Here is a 16,096-nt window from a genome sequence, read left to right as displayed (position 1 = left end):
CCGCGACGAGCCCCCGGCCGGCAGCGGCGCTCCGGTTCCGGGTGGACTCGTCCGGCTCACCCTATCCTGCGCCCGATCCGGAAGGTGACCGGGGTCACCCGACCGGGCCGGAATGCCGCCCGGCACCCGGACGGCCCGCCGGGCTCACCCGCGTCCGAGGTGCGATCCGCCCGGGCGCGGCCGGGACCGGACTCATGCCAGGTGCCGCCGCAACTCCACGGCGATCTGCAGCGCCCGGGCGGTGACGGCGGGCGCGGCGCCGTACTCCGGCAGGCAGTCCTGGAGGAGCACGACGAGCTGATCGCCGAGCACCCGGTCGGCGAGTGCGGGGACCGGGCGGCCGTCCGCGGACAGGGCGGAGAGCGCGCTGAGCGCGCTGCGGATCTCCGTGCGCCGCCCGGCGTCGAGCTCATCGCCGCTGAGCCCGGCGATGCGAATGCGGAGGCGGCGGATCTCCGTGTGGAGATCCGCCGCCGTGTCCGGTTTCATGTGGGCCTGTGCCTCAGCCGTCCTGCGCCTCAGTTGCTCCGGAAGTACGAGAGCAGGCGCAGGATCTCGATGTAGAGCCACACCAGGGTGACCATGAGCGAGAACGCGCAGGTCCAGGAGTAGCGCTCCGGGATCCGGTGCTTGACGCCGTCCTCGATCATCTGGAAGTCGGCGACGAGGGTGAGCGAGGCGAGCACGACCGCGACGATGCCGATGAGCACGCCGAGCGGCATGGTGACGCCCATGATCGAGATCTCCACGCTGCGCGCGCCGCCGGAGCCGGTGGCGAGCACGAACACGAAGTTGACGATCGAGAACAGCGCGTAGCCGCCGACGGCGAGCATGAGGAACTTGGTGAATCCCTTGCTCATCCGGATGACGCGGAACCGGAACAGCGCGAACATCAGACCGAACACGCAGAGCGTGGCGAGCACGGCCTGCATGACGATGCCGGAGTAGCTCGCCTCGAAGATCCCGGAGATGCCGCCGAGGAACACGCCCTGGATGCCCGCGTAGAGCAGGATCAGGGCCTTGTTCGGCTCGCGCTTGAAGGCGTTGACGAGGCCGAGCACGAGCCCGACGATCGCCGCGGGCAGCGCGAGAATCGGCATGAACCAGCCGACGACCGCACCGGCGAGGAGCACCGCGAAGCAGAACGCGGTCTTCATCAGCACGTCGTCGTAGGTCATCGGCCGCTCGGCCGGTGCCGTCGGGCGCTCTGCCGAGGGCATGCGGTACATCTGGTCGAGCTGCTCGGCCGACGGGGCCGGCGTCTGGGAGCGCCCGGCCTGGATCCCCTGTTCGAGGCCGCGGCGTACAAGCGGATTGCTCATAGAATTCCTTTCGAGGGCGGATGTCGTCCGTCCACAACAGTACAGTCCGAATCTGACAGAACCCTTGAGTCCAGGGGTCCCCGAGCGGGCGTTACAGACCTGTTATGCGCAGGCCCGCGGGCGTTCAGCCCGGCAGCTCGTAGCTGATCGCCGCACCGGGTCCCCACGGGATGCCGAGCGCCCACCAGACGAAGAACAGCAGGCCCCAGACGATGAACATGCCGATCGACAGCGGGATCGTCAGGGACAGCAGGGTGCCGATCCCGGCGTCCTTCTTGTAGCGCTGGATGAAGCCGAGGATCATGACGAAGTACGGGCTCATGGGCGACACGATGTTCGTCGTCGAGTCGCCGATGCGGTACACCGCCTGCGTGGTCTCCGGGGAGATGTTGAGCAGCATGAGCATCGGCACGAGGACCGGGGCCATGAGCGTCCACAGGCCCGAGCCCGAGGTGATGAAGAGCGCTCCGACGGCGACGAGCAGGTAGGCGCCGAACAGGATGAGGAAGGTGCTCGCACCGATCTCCTGGAAGAACTCGGCGCCGCGGATCGCGAGGATCTCGCCGAGCGCGGACATCTTGAACAGGGCGAGGAACTGGGAGGCGGCGAAGAACAGGACGAGCACCTGGACGAAGGGCGCGACGCCCTTGACGATCATCTCCGGGACGTCGTTGGGGTGGCGGATCGAGCCGGTGACCACACCGTAGACGATGCCGATGACGAAGAAGCCGAAGCCGATGATCGCGGCGATCCCGGCCATGAGGCCGGACTCGGGTCCGAAGGCGCCCTCGGTGTCGCGGAGGAAGGAGTCCGCCGGCCAGGCGAGCGCCACGACGATGCCGACGCACACGATGAGGGTGATGAGGGCGGCGATCATGCCGCGCTTCTCCGCCGGGGTGACCTTCGTGGTGAGGTCGCGGTCCTCCCCCTCGGGGACCTCCTCCTCGGTGAGCTCGAGCTGCTCGCCGCGCTTGTTGAGGAGGAGCTCGGTGACGATGGTGATCGCGATCGCGACGGCGAACATCGACACGAAGTTGAAGTAGAGGTTCGCCACCGGGGTGACGGTGTAGCTCTCGTCGATGATGTGGGCGGCCGAGGTGGAGATGCCGCCGAGGATCGCGTCGAGGCTGTTGACGAACGGGGCGGCGGAGTAGCCGCCGGAGGTCGCGGCGTAGGCCACGGCGCAGCCGATGACCGGGTTGCGGCCGACGGCCTTGAACGCGAGCCCGCCGAGCGGGATGACGATCATGTACGAGGCGTCGGAGGCGATCGAGGCCGCGGCTCCGGTGAGCGCGACGATGAGGGTGATCCAGCGCGGCGAGGTCTTCGCCATCGCCGAGCGCATGATCGTCGGGATGAGGCCGGAGCGCTCGGCGACGGCGACGCCGAACAGCACGACGAGCACGAGACCGAGGGCGGGGAAGGTCACGTAGTTCGTCACGACGTTCGCGACGATCTCACGGAGGTTGTCCTGCGACAGGAGGTTGACCGCGGTGACGGTCTCCCCCGTCGCCGGGTTGACCGCCGAGGTGCCCGCATTCGCGAGGATCCACGACAGGATCATGACGATCACCGCGAGGCTGAGGAACAGCCAGAACGGGTGCGGCAGCTTGTTGCCGGCCTTCTCGATGAAGACCAGGGAGCGCATGAGGAAGTTGAGGTTGTCGTCGGTCTTGCCGGGCGGGGAGCCCTGCGTGCCTGCCGCTGCTGTCGACATCGGTCGCCTTTCGGCCTCGGGGGCGGGGACGCGGATGTCGCCGCCAGGGGTTGGGACTGGTTCAGAGTAACAGCAGGTGGGCGGCCTCCAGAAGCCCGCCCAGGACCTCGCGGACCGGTCGCCGCTCACCCGTCTCCGAGCGCCCGGGAACGCCGCAGGCCCGCCGCGATGCGGCGGGCCCGGAACGGCGGAGTGCGCAGAGGCGCGTCAGCGCTCGATGTCACCCCGGATGAAGGCTTCGACGGCGGCCTTCGCGGCGTCGTCGTGCTGCTGCTCCGGCGGGGACTTCATGAAGTACGAGGACGCGGAGATCAGGGGCCCGCCGACGCCGCGGTCGAGCCCGATCTTCGCCGCGCGCACGGCGTCGATGATGACGCCGGCGGAGTTCGGCGAGTCCCACACCTCGAGCTTGTACTCGAGCGACACCGGAGCGTCGCCGAAGTTGCGGCCCTCGAGCCGGACGAAGGCCCACTTGCGGTCGTCGAGCCAGGCGACGTAGTCGCTCGGGCCGATGTGCACGTCGCGCTCGGACAGCCGGGCGGAGGTGTTCGAGGTGACGGCCTGCGTCTTCGAGATCTTCTTCGACTCGAGGCGCTCGCGCTCGAGCATGTTCTTGAAGTCCATGTTGCCGCCGACGTTGAGCTGGTAGGTCCGGTCGAGGATGACGCCGCGGTCCTCGAACAGCTTCGCCATGACGCGGTGGGTGATCGTCGCCCCGATCTGGCTCTTGATGTCGTCGCCGACGATCGGCACGCCGGCGGCGCGGAACTTCTCGTCCCACTCCTTCGTCCCGGCGATGAAGACCGGCAGGGCGTTGACGAAGGCGACGCCGGCGTCGATCGCGGCCTGAGCGTAGAACTCGGTGGCCTGCTGCGAGCCGACGGGCAGGTAGCAGACGAGGACGTCGACCTCGCGCTCGCGGAGCACCGCGGCGACGTCGACGGGCTCCGCGGTCGATTCCTCGATGGTCTCGCGGTAGTAGCGGCCGAGCCCGTCGAGGGTGGGCCCGCGCTGCACCTGGACGCCGGTGGCGGGCACCTCGGTGATGGTGATCGTGTTGTTCTGCGAGGCCTGGAGGGCGTCGGCGATGTCGAGGCCGACCTTCGCGGCGTCCACGTCGAAGGCGGCGACGAAGTCGAGATCGCCCACGTGGTAGTCCCCGAAGTTCACGTGCATGAGGCCGGGGATCTGCTCATCGGGTGCGGCGTCCTTGTAGTACTCGACACCCTGGATGAGCGAGGTCGCGCAATTGCCGAGACCGGCGATCGCGACTCGGATCGGTTGGTTTGCCACTTGGTCGAACTCTCCTTCTCGGACCTGCACTGGGATTCTGCAGCGAATGTGTGAGGAACCCGAAGCGGGGCTCTTCCGCCGAGCGCCGCACGCGCGCGCGGAAGTCTCAGGCACAACACTCCATCCTAGTCCTCCCCCGGCACCCGACCAAAAGCCGCGCCGAGGCGCGCTCGCCGGTGCGCCCCAGGTCCCCGGGTGGTGCCCCCGGACGGTGCTGAGCGCCGGCCCGCGGCGCCCATCGACCTCCCGTCGGCGATTCAGGACACGACGAGCGGTTCGAGCACGAGGTCGGGATGCTCGCGCTCGACCCCGGCCAGGCGCCAGCGGTCGGAGAACAGCGCGAGGAGCTCGCCGTCGGAGCGGGACAGGACCTCGACGGAGCGCTCGCGGGCGAGCGTGCTCACGCATTCGGGCGTGGTGCGGCGGGCGAGCGAGTAGTTGAGGCGCTCGAGCGTGCACGGGGCGTTGAATTCGTTGACCATCCGGTCCTCGGCGACCTCGAACTGCATCGGGCCGACGGCCCCGACGACGGGCGCCTGGTCGCCGCGCAGGTCCGAGCGCAGGACCTGCACGACGCCTTCGTGGTCGAGCTGCTGGATGCCGCGGCGGAACTGCTTGTACTTCGAGGAGTCCTTGGCGCGGATGACCATGAAGTGCTCGGGCGAGAAGGTCGGGATCTCGGGGAACACGACCTTCTTGTCGAGGTAGAGGGAGTCGCCGACGCGCAGCGCGGAGGCGTTGACGAGGCCGACGACGTCACCGGGGAACGCCTCGTCGACGACCTCGCGGTCGCGGCCGAACACCTGCTGGGCGTACTTCGTGGCGAAGGGCTTGCCGGTGGAGGCGTGGGTGACGACCATGCCGCGCTCGAACACGCCGGAGCACACGCGGATGTAGGCGAGCCGGTCGCGGTGGTTCGTGTCCATCCCCGCCTGCACTTTGAACACGAATCCGGAGAAGGGGGCGTCGACGGGGCGCGGCTCGCCGTCGCGGTCCGGTCGGGCCTCAGCGGCGGGCGCGATGTCGACGAGGGTGTCGAGGAGCTTGTGGACCCCGAAGTTGAGGACCGCGGAGGCGAACATCACCGGGGTGGTGCGGCCGGCGAGGAAGGCCTCCTGGTCGTGGTTCTGGTCCTCGAGGTCGAGCAGCTCGGACTCCTCGACGGCGTTCGTGAAGGCCTCTCCCTCGGCGGCCTCGGCGGCGGCCGCATCGAGGGTCTCCTCGCCGGCGATCGTCGCGCCGCCGTCGGTGCGGGTGAAGCGGGTGAAGGTGCCGCCGGCCCGGTCGAGCACGCCGCGGAAGTCGCCGGACTGCCCGACCGGCCAGGTCAGCGGGGTGGGAGTGAGCCCGGTGCGCTCGAACACCTCGTCCATGAGGGCGAGCGCGTCGAGGCCGGGCCGGTCCCACTTGTTGATGACGGTGATGATCGGGATGTTCCGGTGGCGGCAGACCTCGAACAGCTTCATCGTCTGCACCTCGAGGCCCTTCGCGGCGTCGACGAGCATGACCGCGCAGTCGACGGCCGACAGCACCCGGTAGGTGTCCTCGGAGAAGTCGGCGTGGCCGGGGGTGTCGAGGAGGTTGATGACGGTGTCGCGGTACTCGAACTGGAGGGCGGCCGAGGAGATCGAGATGCCGCGATCCTGCTCCATCTTCATCCAGTCCGACACGGTGGCCCGGCGGCCGCCCTTGCCGTGGGTGGCGCCGGCCTGCCCGATCACCCGGGCGTGGAGCGCGAGCGCCTCGGTGAGCGTGGATTTGCCCGCGTCTGGGTGCGAGATGACGGCGAAGGTGCGGCGACGCGCAGCTTCGCGGCGGATGGTGGCCGGGTTCGGCGTGCCTGCAGAAGTCACCGCCACAGTCTACGCGCTCGGGCTCTCCAGGCAGGACCCGGTGCCGGTGCCCCGGACCGCCCCGGGGCACCGGGATCAGCCGGTGACGAGGATGACGTCGAGGGTGCGCGGGCCGTGCACCCCGGCGACGCGCTCGAGCTCGATGTCGGAGGTCGCCGAGGGCCCCGACACCCAGGTCTGAGGGTGCTCGACGAGTCCGCGCTCCTCGATGATCTCCACGGCCGCGGGCACCCGGTTGACGATGTCGGCGGTGCGCACGAGGCAGATGTGGTGGTCGGGCACGAGAGTGATCGCGCGCCTGCCGCACTGCGGGCCGCTGAGCACGATCGTGCCGGTGTCGGCGACCGCCGCGGTCGAGGCGGTGACGACGGCGTCGACGGAATCGAGGGTCGCGAGGTCGAGCGGGGCATCGGCGGAGTCGGGGAGCACCTCGGCGGTGAGCCCGGCGAGGTGGGCGGGGTCGAGGTCGTGCGGGGCGACGATCGTGCGCGCCCCGGTGAGGAGCTCGGCGATGCGGGCGGGCACCTCGGCCGCGGTGAGCAGGGAGACGCTCGCGTCGTAGTCGAGCAGCCGGTCGGTGAGCAGCTCGATGAGCGCGTCCCCGTCCGGGTGGGGGCCGGGGTCGGCCGGCGCGGGGCCGACCTGCGCGGCGGCGGCGGATGCGGCGGCCGAGGTTCCGGCCGGGCCGGACGGCTCGGCGGACGCGCCGCCGGCAGTGGCATCCTCGCGGCGGAGGGCGGAGCGGATGCGTGCGAGCACCTCGGCGCGGGCGGTCTGCGGGCTCATCGGGTGCCACGCTCCTTCTTCCACCAGGACCGGAACGACTGTTCGGGCGGCTGCGGCAGGGTGCGCGAGTGCGTCCACTTCCCCGCCACGCCGGGCAGGCTCCGGATGCCCTCGGAGCCGGTGAGCAGGTGGGCGAGCGGCAGGCTCTTCTCCGCGACCGCCATCCGGCGGCCGTCGGACATCACCCAGGAGGCCGCGGTGAGCGCGGCGTCGAGCTGGGTGCGGGGCAGCCGACCGGTCTTCCGGGCCTTCGTCTCCGTGTCCTCGTTGCGCAGGCGCACGAGCATCTGCGGGATGTCGATCTTCACCGGACAGGCGTCGTAGCAGGCCCCGCACAGGCTCGAGGCGTACGGCAGGGTGTCGTTGGCCCCGGCGTCGGTGCCGGTGAGCAGCGGGGACAGGATCGCGCCGATCGGCCCGGGGTACACCGAGCCGTAGGCATGCCCGCCGGTGCGCTCGTAGACCGGGCACACGTTCATGCATGCCGAGCAGCGGATGCAGTGGAGGGCCTGCCGGCCGTGCTCGTCGGCGAGGGCGCGGGTACGGCCGTTGTCGAGGAGCACGACGTGGACGTTCTGCGGTCCGTCGCCAGGGGTCACGCCGGTCCAGAACGAGGTGTAGGGGTTCATCCGCTCGCCCGTCGAGGAGCGCGGGAGGAGCTGCATGAAGGTGCCGAGGTCGGCGAACCGCGGCAGGATCTTCTCGATCCCCATGACGGTGATGAGGGTCTCGGGCAGGGTCACGCACATCCGGCCGTTGCCCTCGGACTCGACGACGGACAGGGTGCCGGTCTCCGCGATGCCGAAGTTCGCCCCGGACACCGCGACCGGGGTGGAGAGGAACTTGCGGCGCAGGTGCTTGCGGCTCGCCTCGGCGAGCGCGGTCGGGTCGTCGGTGAGGTCAGGATCGACGTCGGGCATCTCGCGCAGGAAGATCTCGCGGATCTCGCGGCGGTTGCGGTGGATGGCGGGGACGAGGATGTGGCTGGGCCGGTCGTGGCCGAGCTGCACGATGAGCTCGGCGAGGTCGGTCTCGTAGGCGTCGATCCCGATCTCCTCGAGGTGCTCGTTGAGGCCGATCTCCTGCGTCGCCATCGACTTGACCTTGATGACCTCGCGCCGGCCGGTGTCGAGCACCGGGGCGTGCTCCTCGACGAGCCGGGTGACGATCGCGTTCGCCTCGTCGGCGTCGCGCGCCCAGTGGACGTGGCCGCCGCGCGCGGTGACGTTGTGCTCGAACTGCTCGAGGAGCTCCGGCAGACGGTCCATGACCGCGGTCTTCACCGCCGAGCCGTGGTCGCGCAGCTCCTCCCAGTTCGGCACCTCGGCGACGCGGGCGAGCCGCTTGCCGCGGATCGTCGAGGTGGCCCGCGCCAGGTTCGTGCGCATCTGGATCTTGCCGAGCTCGAGCTCGGCGACCTGCGGGAACGGCGAGGGCTCGACGATGTTGCCCTTGCCGGGCACGGTCGGCATGCCGAGGTGGGTGACGCTCATCGCAGGGCTCCCGTCGTCCGGTCGGTCGGTGTGCGCCTCAGCGCCGCGCGCAGCCGGGAGGCGCGGCTGCTCCGCGCCGGTGTCCGGGACGCGGGGGCGTCCAGGGGTTCGAGCACGAGCGGGTCCTCCTTCGTCGAGGCGAGGATCTCCGCGAGGTGGACGGTGCGCGGCACGCCGGCCTGAGCGGGCATGAGCTCGCGGGTGCGCTGCAGCCCGCCGCCGATGTGCATCAGGCACGAGGCGTCCCCGCCGGAGCACACGGAGGCCCCGGTGGTGACGAGCGCGTCGACCTTGTCGCTGAGCATCGCCGCGGACACCTGGGGGTTCTTCACCGAGAACGTGCCGCCGAACCCGCAGCACGCATCCGGGTGCTCCGGCTCCACCACGGTCGCCCCCTCGACACTGCGGAGCAGGTCGAGCTGCCGGTCGCCGAGCCGGAGCAGGCGCATGCCGTGGCAGGAGCTGTGGTGGACGACGGAGTACGGGAAGTACGAGCCGAGCTGCGCGGCGGCGTCGGTCACGCCGAGCACATCGGTGAGGAGCTGGGCGAGCTCGTAGGTGCGGGAGGCGACGGCGGAGGCGCGCGCGGAGAGCTCCGGGTCGTCGTTGTGCTCGGCGATCATCGGGTGCTGGTGGCCGAGGCTCGCAACGCAGGAGCCGCTCGGGGCGACGGCGTGGTCCCAGTCCTCGGCCTCGAAGGCCTCCACGTGGTTGCGGACCACGGGGTAGGCCTCGCGGAACTTGCCGGAGTTGATGTGCATCTGCCCGCAGCAGGCCTGGCCGGCCGGGAACACGACCTCGTGGCCGAGCCGCTCGAGGATGCGCACGGTGGCCTTGGCGACATCGGGGTACATCGCGTCGACGATGCAGGTGGCGAACAGCGCTATTCGCACGGGCGGCTCCTCGGGAAGCTGAAGCACCGGGTGGGTGCCGGGTCACCTGCACCCTATCGTGTCAGCGGCTACTGTGGGCGGTGATGGAAGAGTCCGAGTACTCGCGGGTCGCCCGCGACCGCACCGCCGGCGACCGCTGGCTGCGCCGCCTGCCGCTCATCGTCGCCGCGCTCGGCGCGCTCCCCCTGGTGTGGCTGTCCGTCCAGTTCTCCCTGCTCATCGGGCAGATCGGCTTCTACGTCGTCAGCCTCGGCACGGACACGTGGACGATCGTCGGGCTCGTGCTCCTCACGCTCGCCGGCTTCGTCTCCCTGCTCGGCACGCTCGTGTGCCTGTGGGTGGGCACGCGGCGCCGGACGTGGCGCTGGCGGGTGGGCTGGGCGCTCGGCGCACTCGCCTGCGCCGCCCTGCTGCCGGTGAGCTGGCTGCTCTTCGGCCTCACCGGCCCCGCCTGACGGGGCGCCCGGCCCGCAGTCGCTCATCGCCTGCACCTCATCCCCTGGGTCGCACCACCAGCCTCCCGACCCCGGCGTCTCATCCCCCGTGTCCCGCGGTCGTTCACCTGCGGCGCCGTGCCCCCTCCTCGAACGGCCGCAGCACGCGCGCGGCATCGACGACTGCGGTCTCGAGGCGCTCGAGCACGTCCGAGGGCATCTTCCACCGGTGCCAGTGGATCGGCACGTCGATGTGGTTCCGGCCGGCAGCCGCGATGGGCATGAGCTCGGCGGTGCTGCCGGCGAGCTGGAGCTCGGGGAGCATGCCCCAGCCGAGCCCCGCCTCGACCGCGGCGAGGAACTCCGCGGAGCTCGGCACGAGGGTGCGCCGCTGCGGACGGACGGCATCCCAGCGGGCGAGGAACCTCCCCTGCAGCTCGTCGTCGGGCCCGTAGTCGACCATCGGCATCCGGTGGATGTCGGCGTGCAGCCCCTGCGGCACTCCGGGGCCGGCCGGACAGCGTTCGAGGAGCTCGGGCACGGCCACGGCGACGTAGCGCATGACTCCCAGCGGAGTGACCCGGCAGCCGTGGTGGGGCCGGGCGCGCGACGAGGTCGCCCCCATCGACTGCGCCTCGGCGACCGCCCGGTCGGCCTGGTCCTGGTCGGCGATCTCGACCTGGAGCACCGCATCCGTCCACGTCGCGGCGGCGTCGAAGACCGGTCGGAACCACGTGGCGAGCGAATCGGCGTTGACGGTGATCCGCAGGGCGAGCACCTCGGACCCTCCCCCGCTCTCCGCGTCCGCGGTGCGCCCGGGCAGGCGGGACAGCGCCTCGGTCTCCAGCAGGTCGATCTGGCGGGCGAGGCGGAGGATGACCTGCCCGGCCTCGGTGACGGCGACCGGCAGGGTGCGCAGGACGAGCACGCTGCCGACGCCCGCCTCGAGCGTGCGGATGCGCTGGCTCATGGCCGAGGGCGTGATGTGGAGCGCACGGGCTCCGGCCTCGAAGGAGCCGTGGTCGACGGCGGCGCGGAGAGCGGCGAGCTGATCGGCATGCATGAAGCAATTGTGCATCACGATGATTTTCTTGCGCTTCACTTGATACCGGGCCGGATCTAGAGTCGACTGCGTGCTCACACATGTCATCACCGGGATGTTCACCGGCTGGTCCCTCATCATCGCCGTCGGCCCGCAGAACGCCTTCGTGCTGCGGCAGGGCATGCGGCGCGAGTACGTCGCGCTCGTCGTCGTCATCTGCTCGGTCGCCGACGCGCTGCTCATGGTGCTCGGCACCGCGGGGATCGGCGCGGTGGTCGAGCGCGCGCCGATCCTCCTCGACCTGCTCCGCTGGGGCGGCGCGGCGTACCTGCTGTGGTTCGCCTACACCTCGTTCCGCTCCGCGGCGAAGCCCGAGGGGCTCACCGCGACCCGGGGCTCCGTGCGGCTGCGGACCGTCATCATCACCACGCTCACGCTGACCTTCCTCAATCCCGGCGTCTACATCGACACCATGCTCCTCATCGGCAGCCTCGCGAACCAGCTCGGGACGGACCGCTGGGCGTTCACCGCCGGCGCGGTCCTCGGATCGATCACCTGGTTCGCAGCGATCGGGTTCGGCGCCCATGCGCTCGCCCCGTACGCCGCCCGGCCCCGGGTGTGGCAGATCGTCGACATCGCGATCGGCATCGTCATGGTGCTCATCAGCCTCCGCCTGATCTTCGGCCACTGATCCCGGGCTGAGCGCGCCCGGCGGGGCAGGATGCGGAAGTCCCGCGATTCCTGCACCCACCCCCGGATCCTGGTCGGATTGTGCGGGAGACTGCAGGAATCGCGGGATCTCCCCCTTCGCCGGCGGGTTGCGCGCGGCCTCAGATCTTCGCGAGCGCCTTGGCGATGCGCTGCTCGGACACCGTGTGGGCGGTGCCGAGGTGCGGGGCGAACAGGGACACCCGCAGCTCGTGGAGGTCCCAGAGCACCCGGTTCCAGTCCTCCCCGAGCCGGGCGCTCAGCTGCGCGGTGGGCGCGGGCTCGAGCCGCGTGGTCCGGGTGAGCTTGGTGCGCACGCTCGATTCGACGGCGCGCACGCGGTCCATGAGCTGCTTGTCACGGCCCGCGGACTCCCCCATCTTGTCCACCCGGTGCAGCGCGGCGGCGAGGTAGACCGGCAGGCGGCGCAATCGGGCGGGCGGGGTCGCTGAGACGAAGCCGGCGGCGAGCAGATCGGCGCGCAGGTCCTTGACGTCGGCGAGGTTGGCGAGCAGCGTCAGCGAGGAGGCTTTCGTCACCGCGCGGTCGAGTGCGTCGCCGAGCCGGAGGATCTCCGCGACGAGCGCCGCGGTCGATTCGAGGGCTGCGATGATCCCGGCGTTGACCCGCACGGCGAGCGCCTCGAACTCCACCTCCGTCCGCACCGCCGGACCGTCCTCCACCACTGCCGGCAGTCCGGCGATCGCGGCGAGAACCGCGTCCTGCAGCGGGTCGTGGCCGGTGGACCGGTGGGCGCCGAGCACGAGCTTGTCGGCGTTGCCGAGCTCGCGGGTGACGTGCGCGAGCGCCTCGGTCTGGCGCAGGGCGAGGAGCCGGACGATGCCGCGCTGCGTCTCCCGGCGCGCCTCGTCTGCGTCCCGGAACACGGTGAGCGTCACCGCGTCCCCGTCGTCGCGGAGGCCGGGGTGGAGGGTCACCGACCCCTGCTCGATCGGCCCCGGCAGCTCCCCGAAGGTCCAGCCGGTGAGCCCGGTGCGCTCGGCGAACCCGGTTCTGGTGGCGCGGGCTGCCGGTGCCGGGGCGGGGACCGCGGTGCGCAGGGCGCCGAGGTCCCGGTCGCGGGTCACTGCCGTGTCCCCGCGCATGACGGCGAACTCCATGACGAGGTGGGGCGGGATCCGGGTGCGGTCGAAGTCGTCGGCGGTGACGGTGATCGGCACGAGGTCGGTGAGCTCCCCTCCCCCGGCGCGGGCGGTGAGCGACGCAGCGAGCACCTCAGGCAGCCGGCCCTCGTACGGGGTGAGGCCGGCGAGGACCTCGGAGGCGACGTCGGGGGCGGGCACGAAGTAGCGGCGCTTGGCCTTGGGCAGGGAGCGGATGAGCGCGGTGACGAGCTCGTGGCGCAGGCCGGGCACCTGCCAGGTGAAGGCGTCGGCATCGGCGGTCTCGAGGGCGTCGGCGGGGATCTCGACGGTCACCCCGTCGGACGTCGAGCCGGGGTCGTAGGCGTAGCGCAGCCGGGCGGCGGTGCCGTCGGGCAGGGGCCATTCGAGAGGGAAGTCGGCGGCGGCCCGGGAGGACAGCTGGGCGGAGTCGTCGCTCAGCAGCGCCTCGACCGGGATGTCGAGGAGCTCGGGCTGGTCCTGCCGGACCGTCTTCCACCAGGAGTTGAAGTGGGCGCCGGATACCACGGTCTCCGGCAGGCGGGCGTCGTAGAAGTCGAAGAGCACCTCGTCCTCGGCGAGCAGGCGTCGGTTGCGGACCCGGGAGGCGAGCTCCTCGGCCTCGGCGATCGCGGCGGCGTTGCGGCGGAGGAAGGCGTGGCTCTCCCGCCATTCGCCGTCGATGAGCGCGTGGCGGATGAACAGCTCGCGGGACACGACCGGATCGATCTTCCCGTAGCCCACCCGCTGGTCGCTGCTCAGGGTCACCCCGTAGAGCGTCACCGTCTCGTAGGCCATCGCCGAACCGCTGCGCTGCGACCAGTGGGGTTCGCTGTGCCGGCGCAGCGCGAGCGGTCCGGCGGCCTCGATGATCCATTCGGGTTCGACGACGGCGACGGTGCGCGCCCACAGCCGCGAGGTCTCGACGAGCTCGGCGGCCACGACGACTTCCGGCCGTGACCGGCTGAGGCCGGAGCCGGGGAAGATCGCGAACCGGGTGCCGCGCGCACCCTGGTACTCGCGGCCCGGTCCGCCGCGCTCACCGCGCCCGGAGCGTCCGCCCGCCCGGTCGCCGCGCCCGGTCTCGGTGCGCACGCCGATCATCGACAGCAGGCCGGTGAGCAGCGCACGGTGGATCTGCACCGCTTCGTCGTCATAAGGGCCCCGGGGCTTCCCACCGCGCTGGGCCTTGCCACCCTGCTGAGCGCCGCGCCGTCCGCCGCCGGCGTCCCCGGCAGGCGCACCGACCGCCCCGGCGGCACCGGATTCCTCCTCCTCGAGGGGGCGCCACCGGGAGCGCTCGATGTGGACGCCGGCCCCACCGAGCAGCGAGCGGAGCTGGCTCACGAGATCCTGCCATTCGCGCACCCGGACGAAGTTGATGAACTCCGCCTTGCAGAGCCGGCGGAACTTCGAGGACGACAGGGTCGCCGCGGAGTCCTGGAGATGGTTCCACAGGGTGAGCAGGGAGAGGAAGTCGCTCGCCTCGTCGCGGAAGCGGGCGTGGAGCGCATCGGCCTCGGCGCGCACCTCGGTGGGGCGCTCGCGCGGGTCCTGGATGGAGAGCCCGGCGACGATGACGGCGACCTCCCCGCCGCATCCCGCCTCGGCCCCGGCGAGCAGCATCCGCGCCAGCCGGGGATCGATCGGCAGCCGGGCGAGCTTCCGGCCGATCCCGGTGAGCCGGATCGCGTCCCCGTCGTGACGCAGCGCGCCGAGCTCGCCGAGGAGCATCCGGCCGTCGCGCACCGCGCGGGGGTCGGGCGGGGTGAGGAAGGGGAAGCCGGTGATGTCGGCCTCGGTGCGAGCGAACCCGAGAGAGCACATCTGGAGGATGACGCTGGCGAGGTTGGTCCGCAGGATCTCCGGATCGGTGTACTCGGGGCGGGAGGCGAAGTCGTCGGCCGAATAGAGCCGGATGCAGATGCCGTCGCTCGTGCGCCCGCAGCGGCCCATCCGCTGGTTCGCGCTCGCCTGCGAGATCCGCTCGATCGGCAGGCGCTGGACCTTGGTGCGGTTGGAGTAGCGGGAGATCCGGGCGGTGCCGACGTCGATGACGTACTTGATGCCGGGCACGGTGAGCGAGGTCTCCGCGACGTTCGTGGCGAGGACGATGCGCGGGTTCCGGTGGGCGGCGAACACCCGCTGCTGCTCCGCGGACGACAGCCGGGAGAACAGCGGGATGACCTCCCAGTGCTGGGTGCGCGGACGGCGCGCGAGGTGGCTGCCGAGCGCCTCGGCGGTGTCGCGGATCTCCCGCTCGCCGGACAGGAACACGAGGATGTCGCCGGGGGGTTCGGCGAGGAGCTCGTCGACCGCGGCGAGGATCCCCTCGGTCTGGTCCGCCGCCCCGGCCTCGTAGTCACCGTCGGCACCCGGGCCGTCGGCGTCGTCGTCGGATGCGGCGGTGTCATCGGTGAGCGGGCGGTAACGGACCTCGACGGGGTAGGTGCGGCCGGAGACGCGGATGATCGGGGCGTCGTCGAAGTGGGCGGCGAAGGACTCCGGGTCGATCGTCGCCGAGGTGATGATCACCTTGAGGTCCGGGCGCTCCTTGAGGAGCCGGGCGAGGGAGCCGAGGAGGAAGTCGATGTTGAGGCTGCGCTCGTGCGCCTCGTCGATGATGATGACCTCGTAGGCCGACAGCCGGCGATCGTGCTGGAGCTCGGCGAGGAGGATGCCGTCGGTCATGACCTTGACCCGGGTGCTGTCGGCGACCTGCGAGGTGAAGCGCACCTGGTAGCCGATGCCCCCGCCGAGCTCCGCGTCGAGCTCCTCGGCGAGGCGGGCGGCGACCGCGCGGGCGGCGATCCGGCGCGGCTGGGTGTGGCCGATCATCCCGTCGATGCCGTAGCCGAGTTCGAGGCAGATCTTGGGGATCTGCGTCGTCTTCCCCGAGCCGGTCTCACCGGCGATGATGACGACCTGATTGTCACGGATCGCCGCGGCGATGGTGTCGCGGTGCTCGCTCACCGGCAGCTGCGGCGGATAGGTGATGTGCGGGGCGAAGCCCTGGCGCGCGGTGCGCAGGGCGGCGCTGCGGCGGTTCTCGCGCGGGCCGCGGCGGCCGCGGTCGTTCTCCTGGTGGCCGCGGCCCCGGGAGCGGGAGCCGCGGCGGCGGGCGGGGCGGGACGATCGGTTCTCGGTCATGACGGCTCCCAGACTACCGGGACGCGAGGTGCCGACGGCGAGCACGGGCTGCGGGCACGGGTGGCGGGGTCATGCCGTTGGGCGGCGGGCACGGGTGGCGGGCACGGGTGGCGGGCACGGGTGGCGGGCACTGCGCCGCGGCCGTGCACCGTGCCCGCAGTGCGGTCGGCCGCTCGCCTCCGCGGCTGCGGGTCTAGGCTGGGTCGCGGCACGCAGGTGGGCCGAGGCGCACGGGCGGGCCGACCGGCCCGTGCGCGGGCCGAGTGCGGAGTGAGAAGGAG

12 protein-coding genes are annotated in these 16,096 nt (G+C 71.5%); 2 read left to right on the top strand and 10 right to left on the bottom strand.

The window, feature by feature from the left end:
• Positions 1-192: 192 nt before the first annotated feature.
• The 8 genes from AB0I45_RS11115 to AB0I45_RS11080 all read right to left on the bottom strand — a co-directional run bounded on the left by AB0I45_RS11115 (position 193) and on the right by AB0I45_RS11080 (position 9,357).
• The gene (locus AB0I45_RS11115; protein ID WP_345032102.1) at positions 193-489 is read right to left on the bottom strand and encodes a hypothetical protein; all 297 of its coding nucleotides are present in this window, start codon (positions 487-489) and stop codon (positions 193-195) included.
• Between the two features lie 29 nt (positions 490-518).
• On the bottom strand, positions 519-1,322 hold the full coding sequence (locus tag AB0I45_RS11110) for a Bax inhibitor-1/YccA family protein (protein ID WP_101651294.1): 804 nt from the start codon (positions 1,320-1,322) through the stop codon (positions 519-521).
• Between the two features lie 124 nt (positions 1,323-1,446).
• Positions 1,447-3,039 carry an AbgT family transporter gene (locus tag AB0I45_RS11105; RefSeq protein ID WP_295689969.1) on the bottom strand — a complete coding sequence of 531 codons (1,593 nt, stop codon included), beginning with the start codon at positions 3,037-3,039 and terminating at the stop codon, positions 1,447-1,449.
• 207 nt (positions 3,040-3,246) lie between these two features.
• On the bottom strand, positions 3,247-4,332 hold the full coding sequence (locus AB0I45_RS11100; protein WP_137319166.1) for an inositol-3-phosphate synthase: 1,086 nt from the start codon (positions 4,330-4,332) through the stop codon (positions 3,247-3,249).
• Between the two features lie 257 nt (positions 4,333-4,589).
• Positions 4,590-6,185, bottom strand: a complete 1,596-nt coding sequence (locus AB0I45_RS11095) for a peptide chain release factor 3 (RefSeq protein ID WP_247618814.1) — start codon at positions 6,183-6,185, stop codon at positions 4,590-4,592.
• Positions 6,186-6,260: 75 nt separating this feature from the next.
• The gene (locus tag AB0I45_RS11090) at positions 6,261-6,971 is read right to left on the bottom strand and encodes an LUD domain-containing protein (RefSeq protein WP_295689975.1); all 711 of its coding nucleotides are present in this window, start codon (positions 6,969-6,971) and stop codon (positions 6,261-6,263) included.
• On the bottom strand, positions 6,968-8,464 hold the full coding sequence (locus tag AB0I45_RS11085) for a lactate utilization protein B (RefSeq protein ID WP_265809676.1): 1,497 nt from the start codon (positions 8,462-8,464) through the stop codon (positions 6,968-6,970). Before AB0I45_RS11085 ends, AB0I45_RS11090 begins: the two co-directional genes overlap by 4 nt.
• Positions 8,461-9,357, bottom strand: a complete 897-nt coding sequence (locus AB0I45_RS11080; protein WP_247618811.1) for a (Fe-S)-binding protein — start codon at positions 9,355-9,357, stop codon at positions 8,461-8,463. Before AB0I45_RS11080 ends, AB0I45_RS11085 begins: the two co-directional genes overlap by 4 nt.
• A gap of 83 nt (positions 9,358-9,440) precedes the next feature.
• On the opposite strand from AB0I45_RS11080, the gene AB0I45_RS11075 reads away from it, so the two are divergent.
• The gene (locus AB0I45_RS11075) at positions 9,441-9,812 is read left to right on the top strand and encodes a hypothetical protein (protein ID WP_295689980.1); all 372 of its coding nucleotides are present in this window, start codon (positions 9,441-9,443) and stop codon (positions 9,810-9,812) included.
• A 103-nt stretch (positions 9,813-9,915) separates the two neighbouring features.
• Here AB0I45_RS11075 and AB0I45_RS11070 read toward each other — a convergent pair whose 3' ends face one another.
• Positions 9,916-10,854: an ArgP/LysG family DNA-binding transcriptional regulator gene (locus tag AB0I45_RS11070; RefSeq protein WP_295689982.1), complete on the bottom strand. Its 939-nt coding sequence runs from the start codon at positions 10,852-10,854 to the stop codon at positions 9,916-9,918.
• Between the two features lie 94 nt (positions 10,855-10,948).
• On the opposite strand from AB0I45_RS11070, the gene AB0I45_RS11065 reads away from it, so the two are divergent.
• The gene (locus AB0I45_RS11065; protein ID WP_247618851.1) at positions 10,949-11,524 is read left to right on the top strand and encodes a LysE family transporter; all 576 of its coding nucleotides are present in this window, start codon (positions 10,949-10,951) and stop codon (positions 11,522-11,524) included.
• A gap of 139 nt (positions 11,525-11,663) precedes the next feature.
• On the opposite strand, the gene hrpA is transcribed toward AB0I45_RS11065, so the two are convergent.
• On the bottom strand, positions 11,664-15,815 hold the full coding sequence (gene hrpA / locus AB0I45_RS11060) for an ATP-dependent RNA helicase HrpA (RefSeq protein ID WP_295689984.1): 4,152 nt from the start codon (positions 15,813-15,815) through the stop codon (positions 11,664-11,666).
• Between the last annotated feature and the right edge of the window lie 281 nt (positions 15,816-16,096).

Source organism: Brevibacterium sp. NPDC049920 (genome assembly GCF_040656435.1).
Lineage (GTDB): Bacteria > Actinomycetota > Actinomycetes > Actinomycetales > Brevibacteriaceae > Brevibacterium > Brevibacterium pityocampae.
The sequence above is the reverse complement of the archived record's forward strand: the minus strand, read 5'-3'. Positions and strand labels throughout refer to the sequence as shown.

Bases quoted from the DNA above. Each gene is read 5' to 3' on its own strand.
- AB0I45_RS11105 (WP_295689969.1), bottom strand. From the start codon at position 3,039: ATGTCGACAGCAGCGGCAGGCACGCAGGGCTCCCCGCCCGGCAAGACC.
- hrpA (WP_295689984.1), bottom strand. From the start codon at position 15,815: ATGACCGAGAACCGATCGTCCCGCCCCGCCCGCCGCCGCGGCTCCCGC.
- AB0I45_RS11065 (WP_247618851.1), top strand. From the start codon at position 10,949: ATGTTCACCGGCTGGTCCCTCATCATCGCCGTCGGCCCGCAGAACGCC.
- AB0I45_RS11070 (WP_295689982.1), bottom strand. From the start codon at position 10,854: ATGCATGCCGATCAGCTCGCCGCTCTCCGCGCCGCCGTCGACCACGGC.
- AB0I45_RS11090 (WP_295689975.1), bottom strand. From the start codon at position 6,971: ATGAGCCCGCAGACCGCCCGCGCCGAGGTGCTCGCACGCATCCGCTCC.
- AB0I45_RS11115 (WP_345032102.1), bottom strand. From the start codon at position 489: ATGAAACCGGACACGGCGGCGGATCTCCACACGGAGATCCGCCGCCTC.
- AB0I45_RS11110 (WP_101651294.1), bottom strand. From the start codon at position 1,322: ATGAGCAATCCGCTTGTACGCCGCGGCCTCGAACAGGGGATCCAGGCC.
- AB0I45_RS11075 (WP_295689980.1), top strand. From the start codon at position 9,441: ATGGAAGAGTCCGAGTACTCGCGGGTCGCCCGCGACCGCACCGCCGGC.
- AB0I45_RS11085 (WP_265809676.1), bottom strand. From the start codon at position 8,464: ATGAGCGTCACCCACCTCGGCATGCCGACCGTGCCCGGCAAGGGCAAC.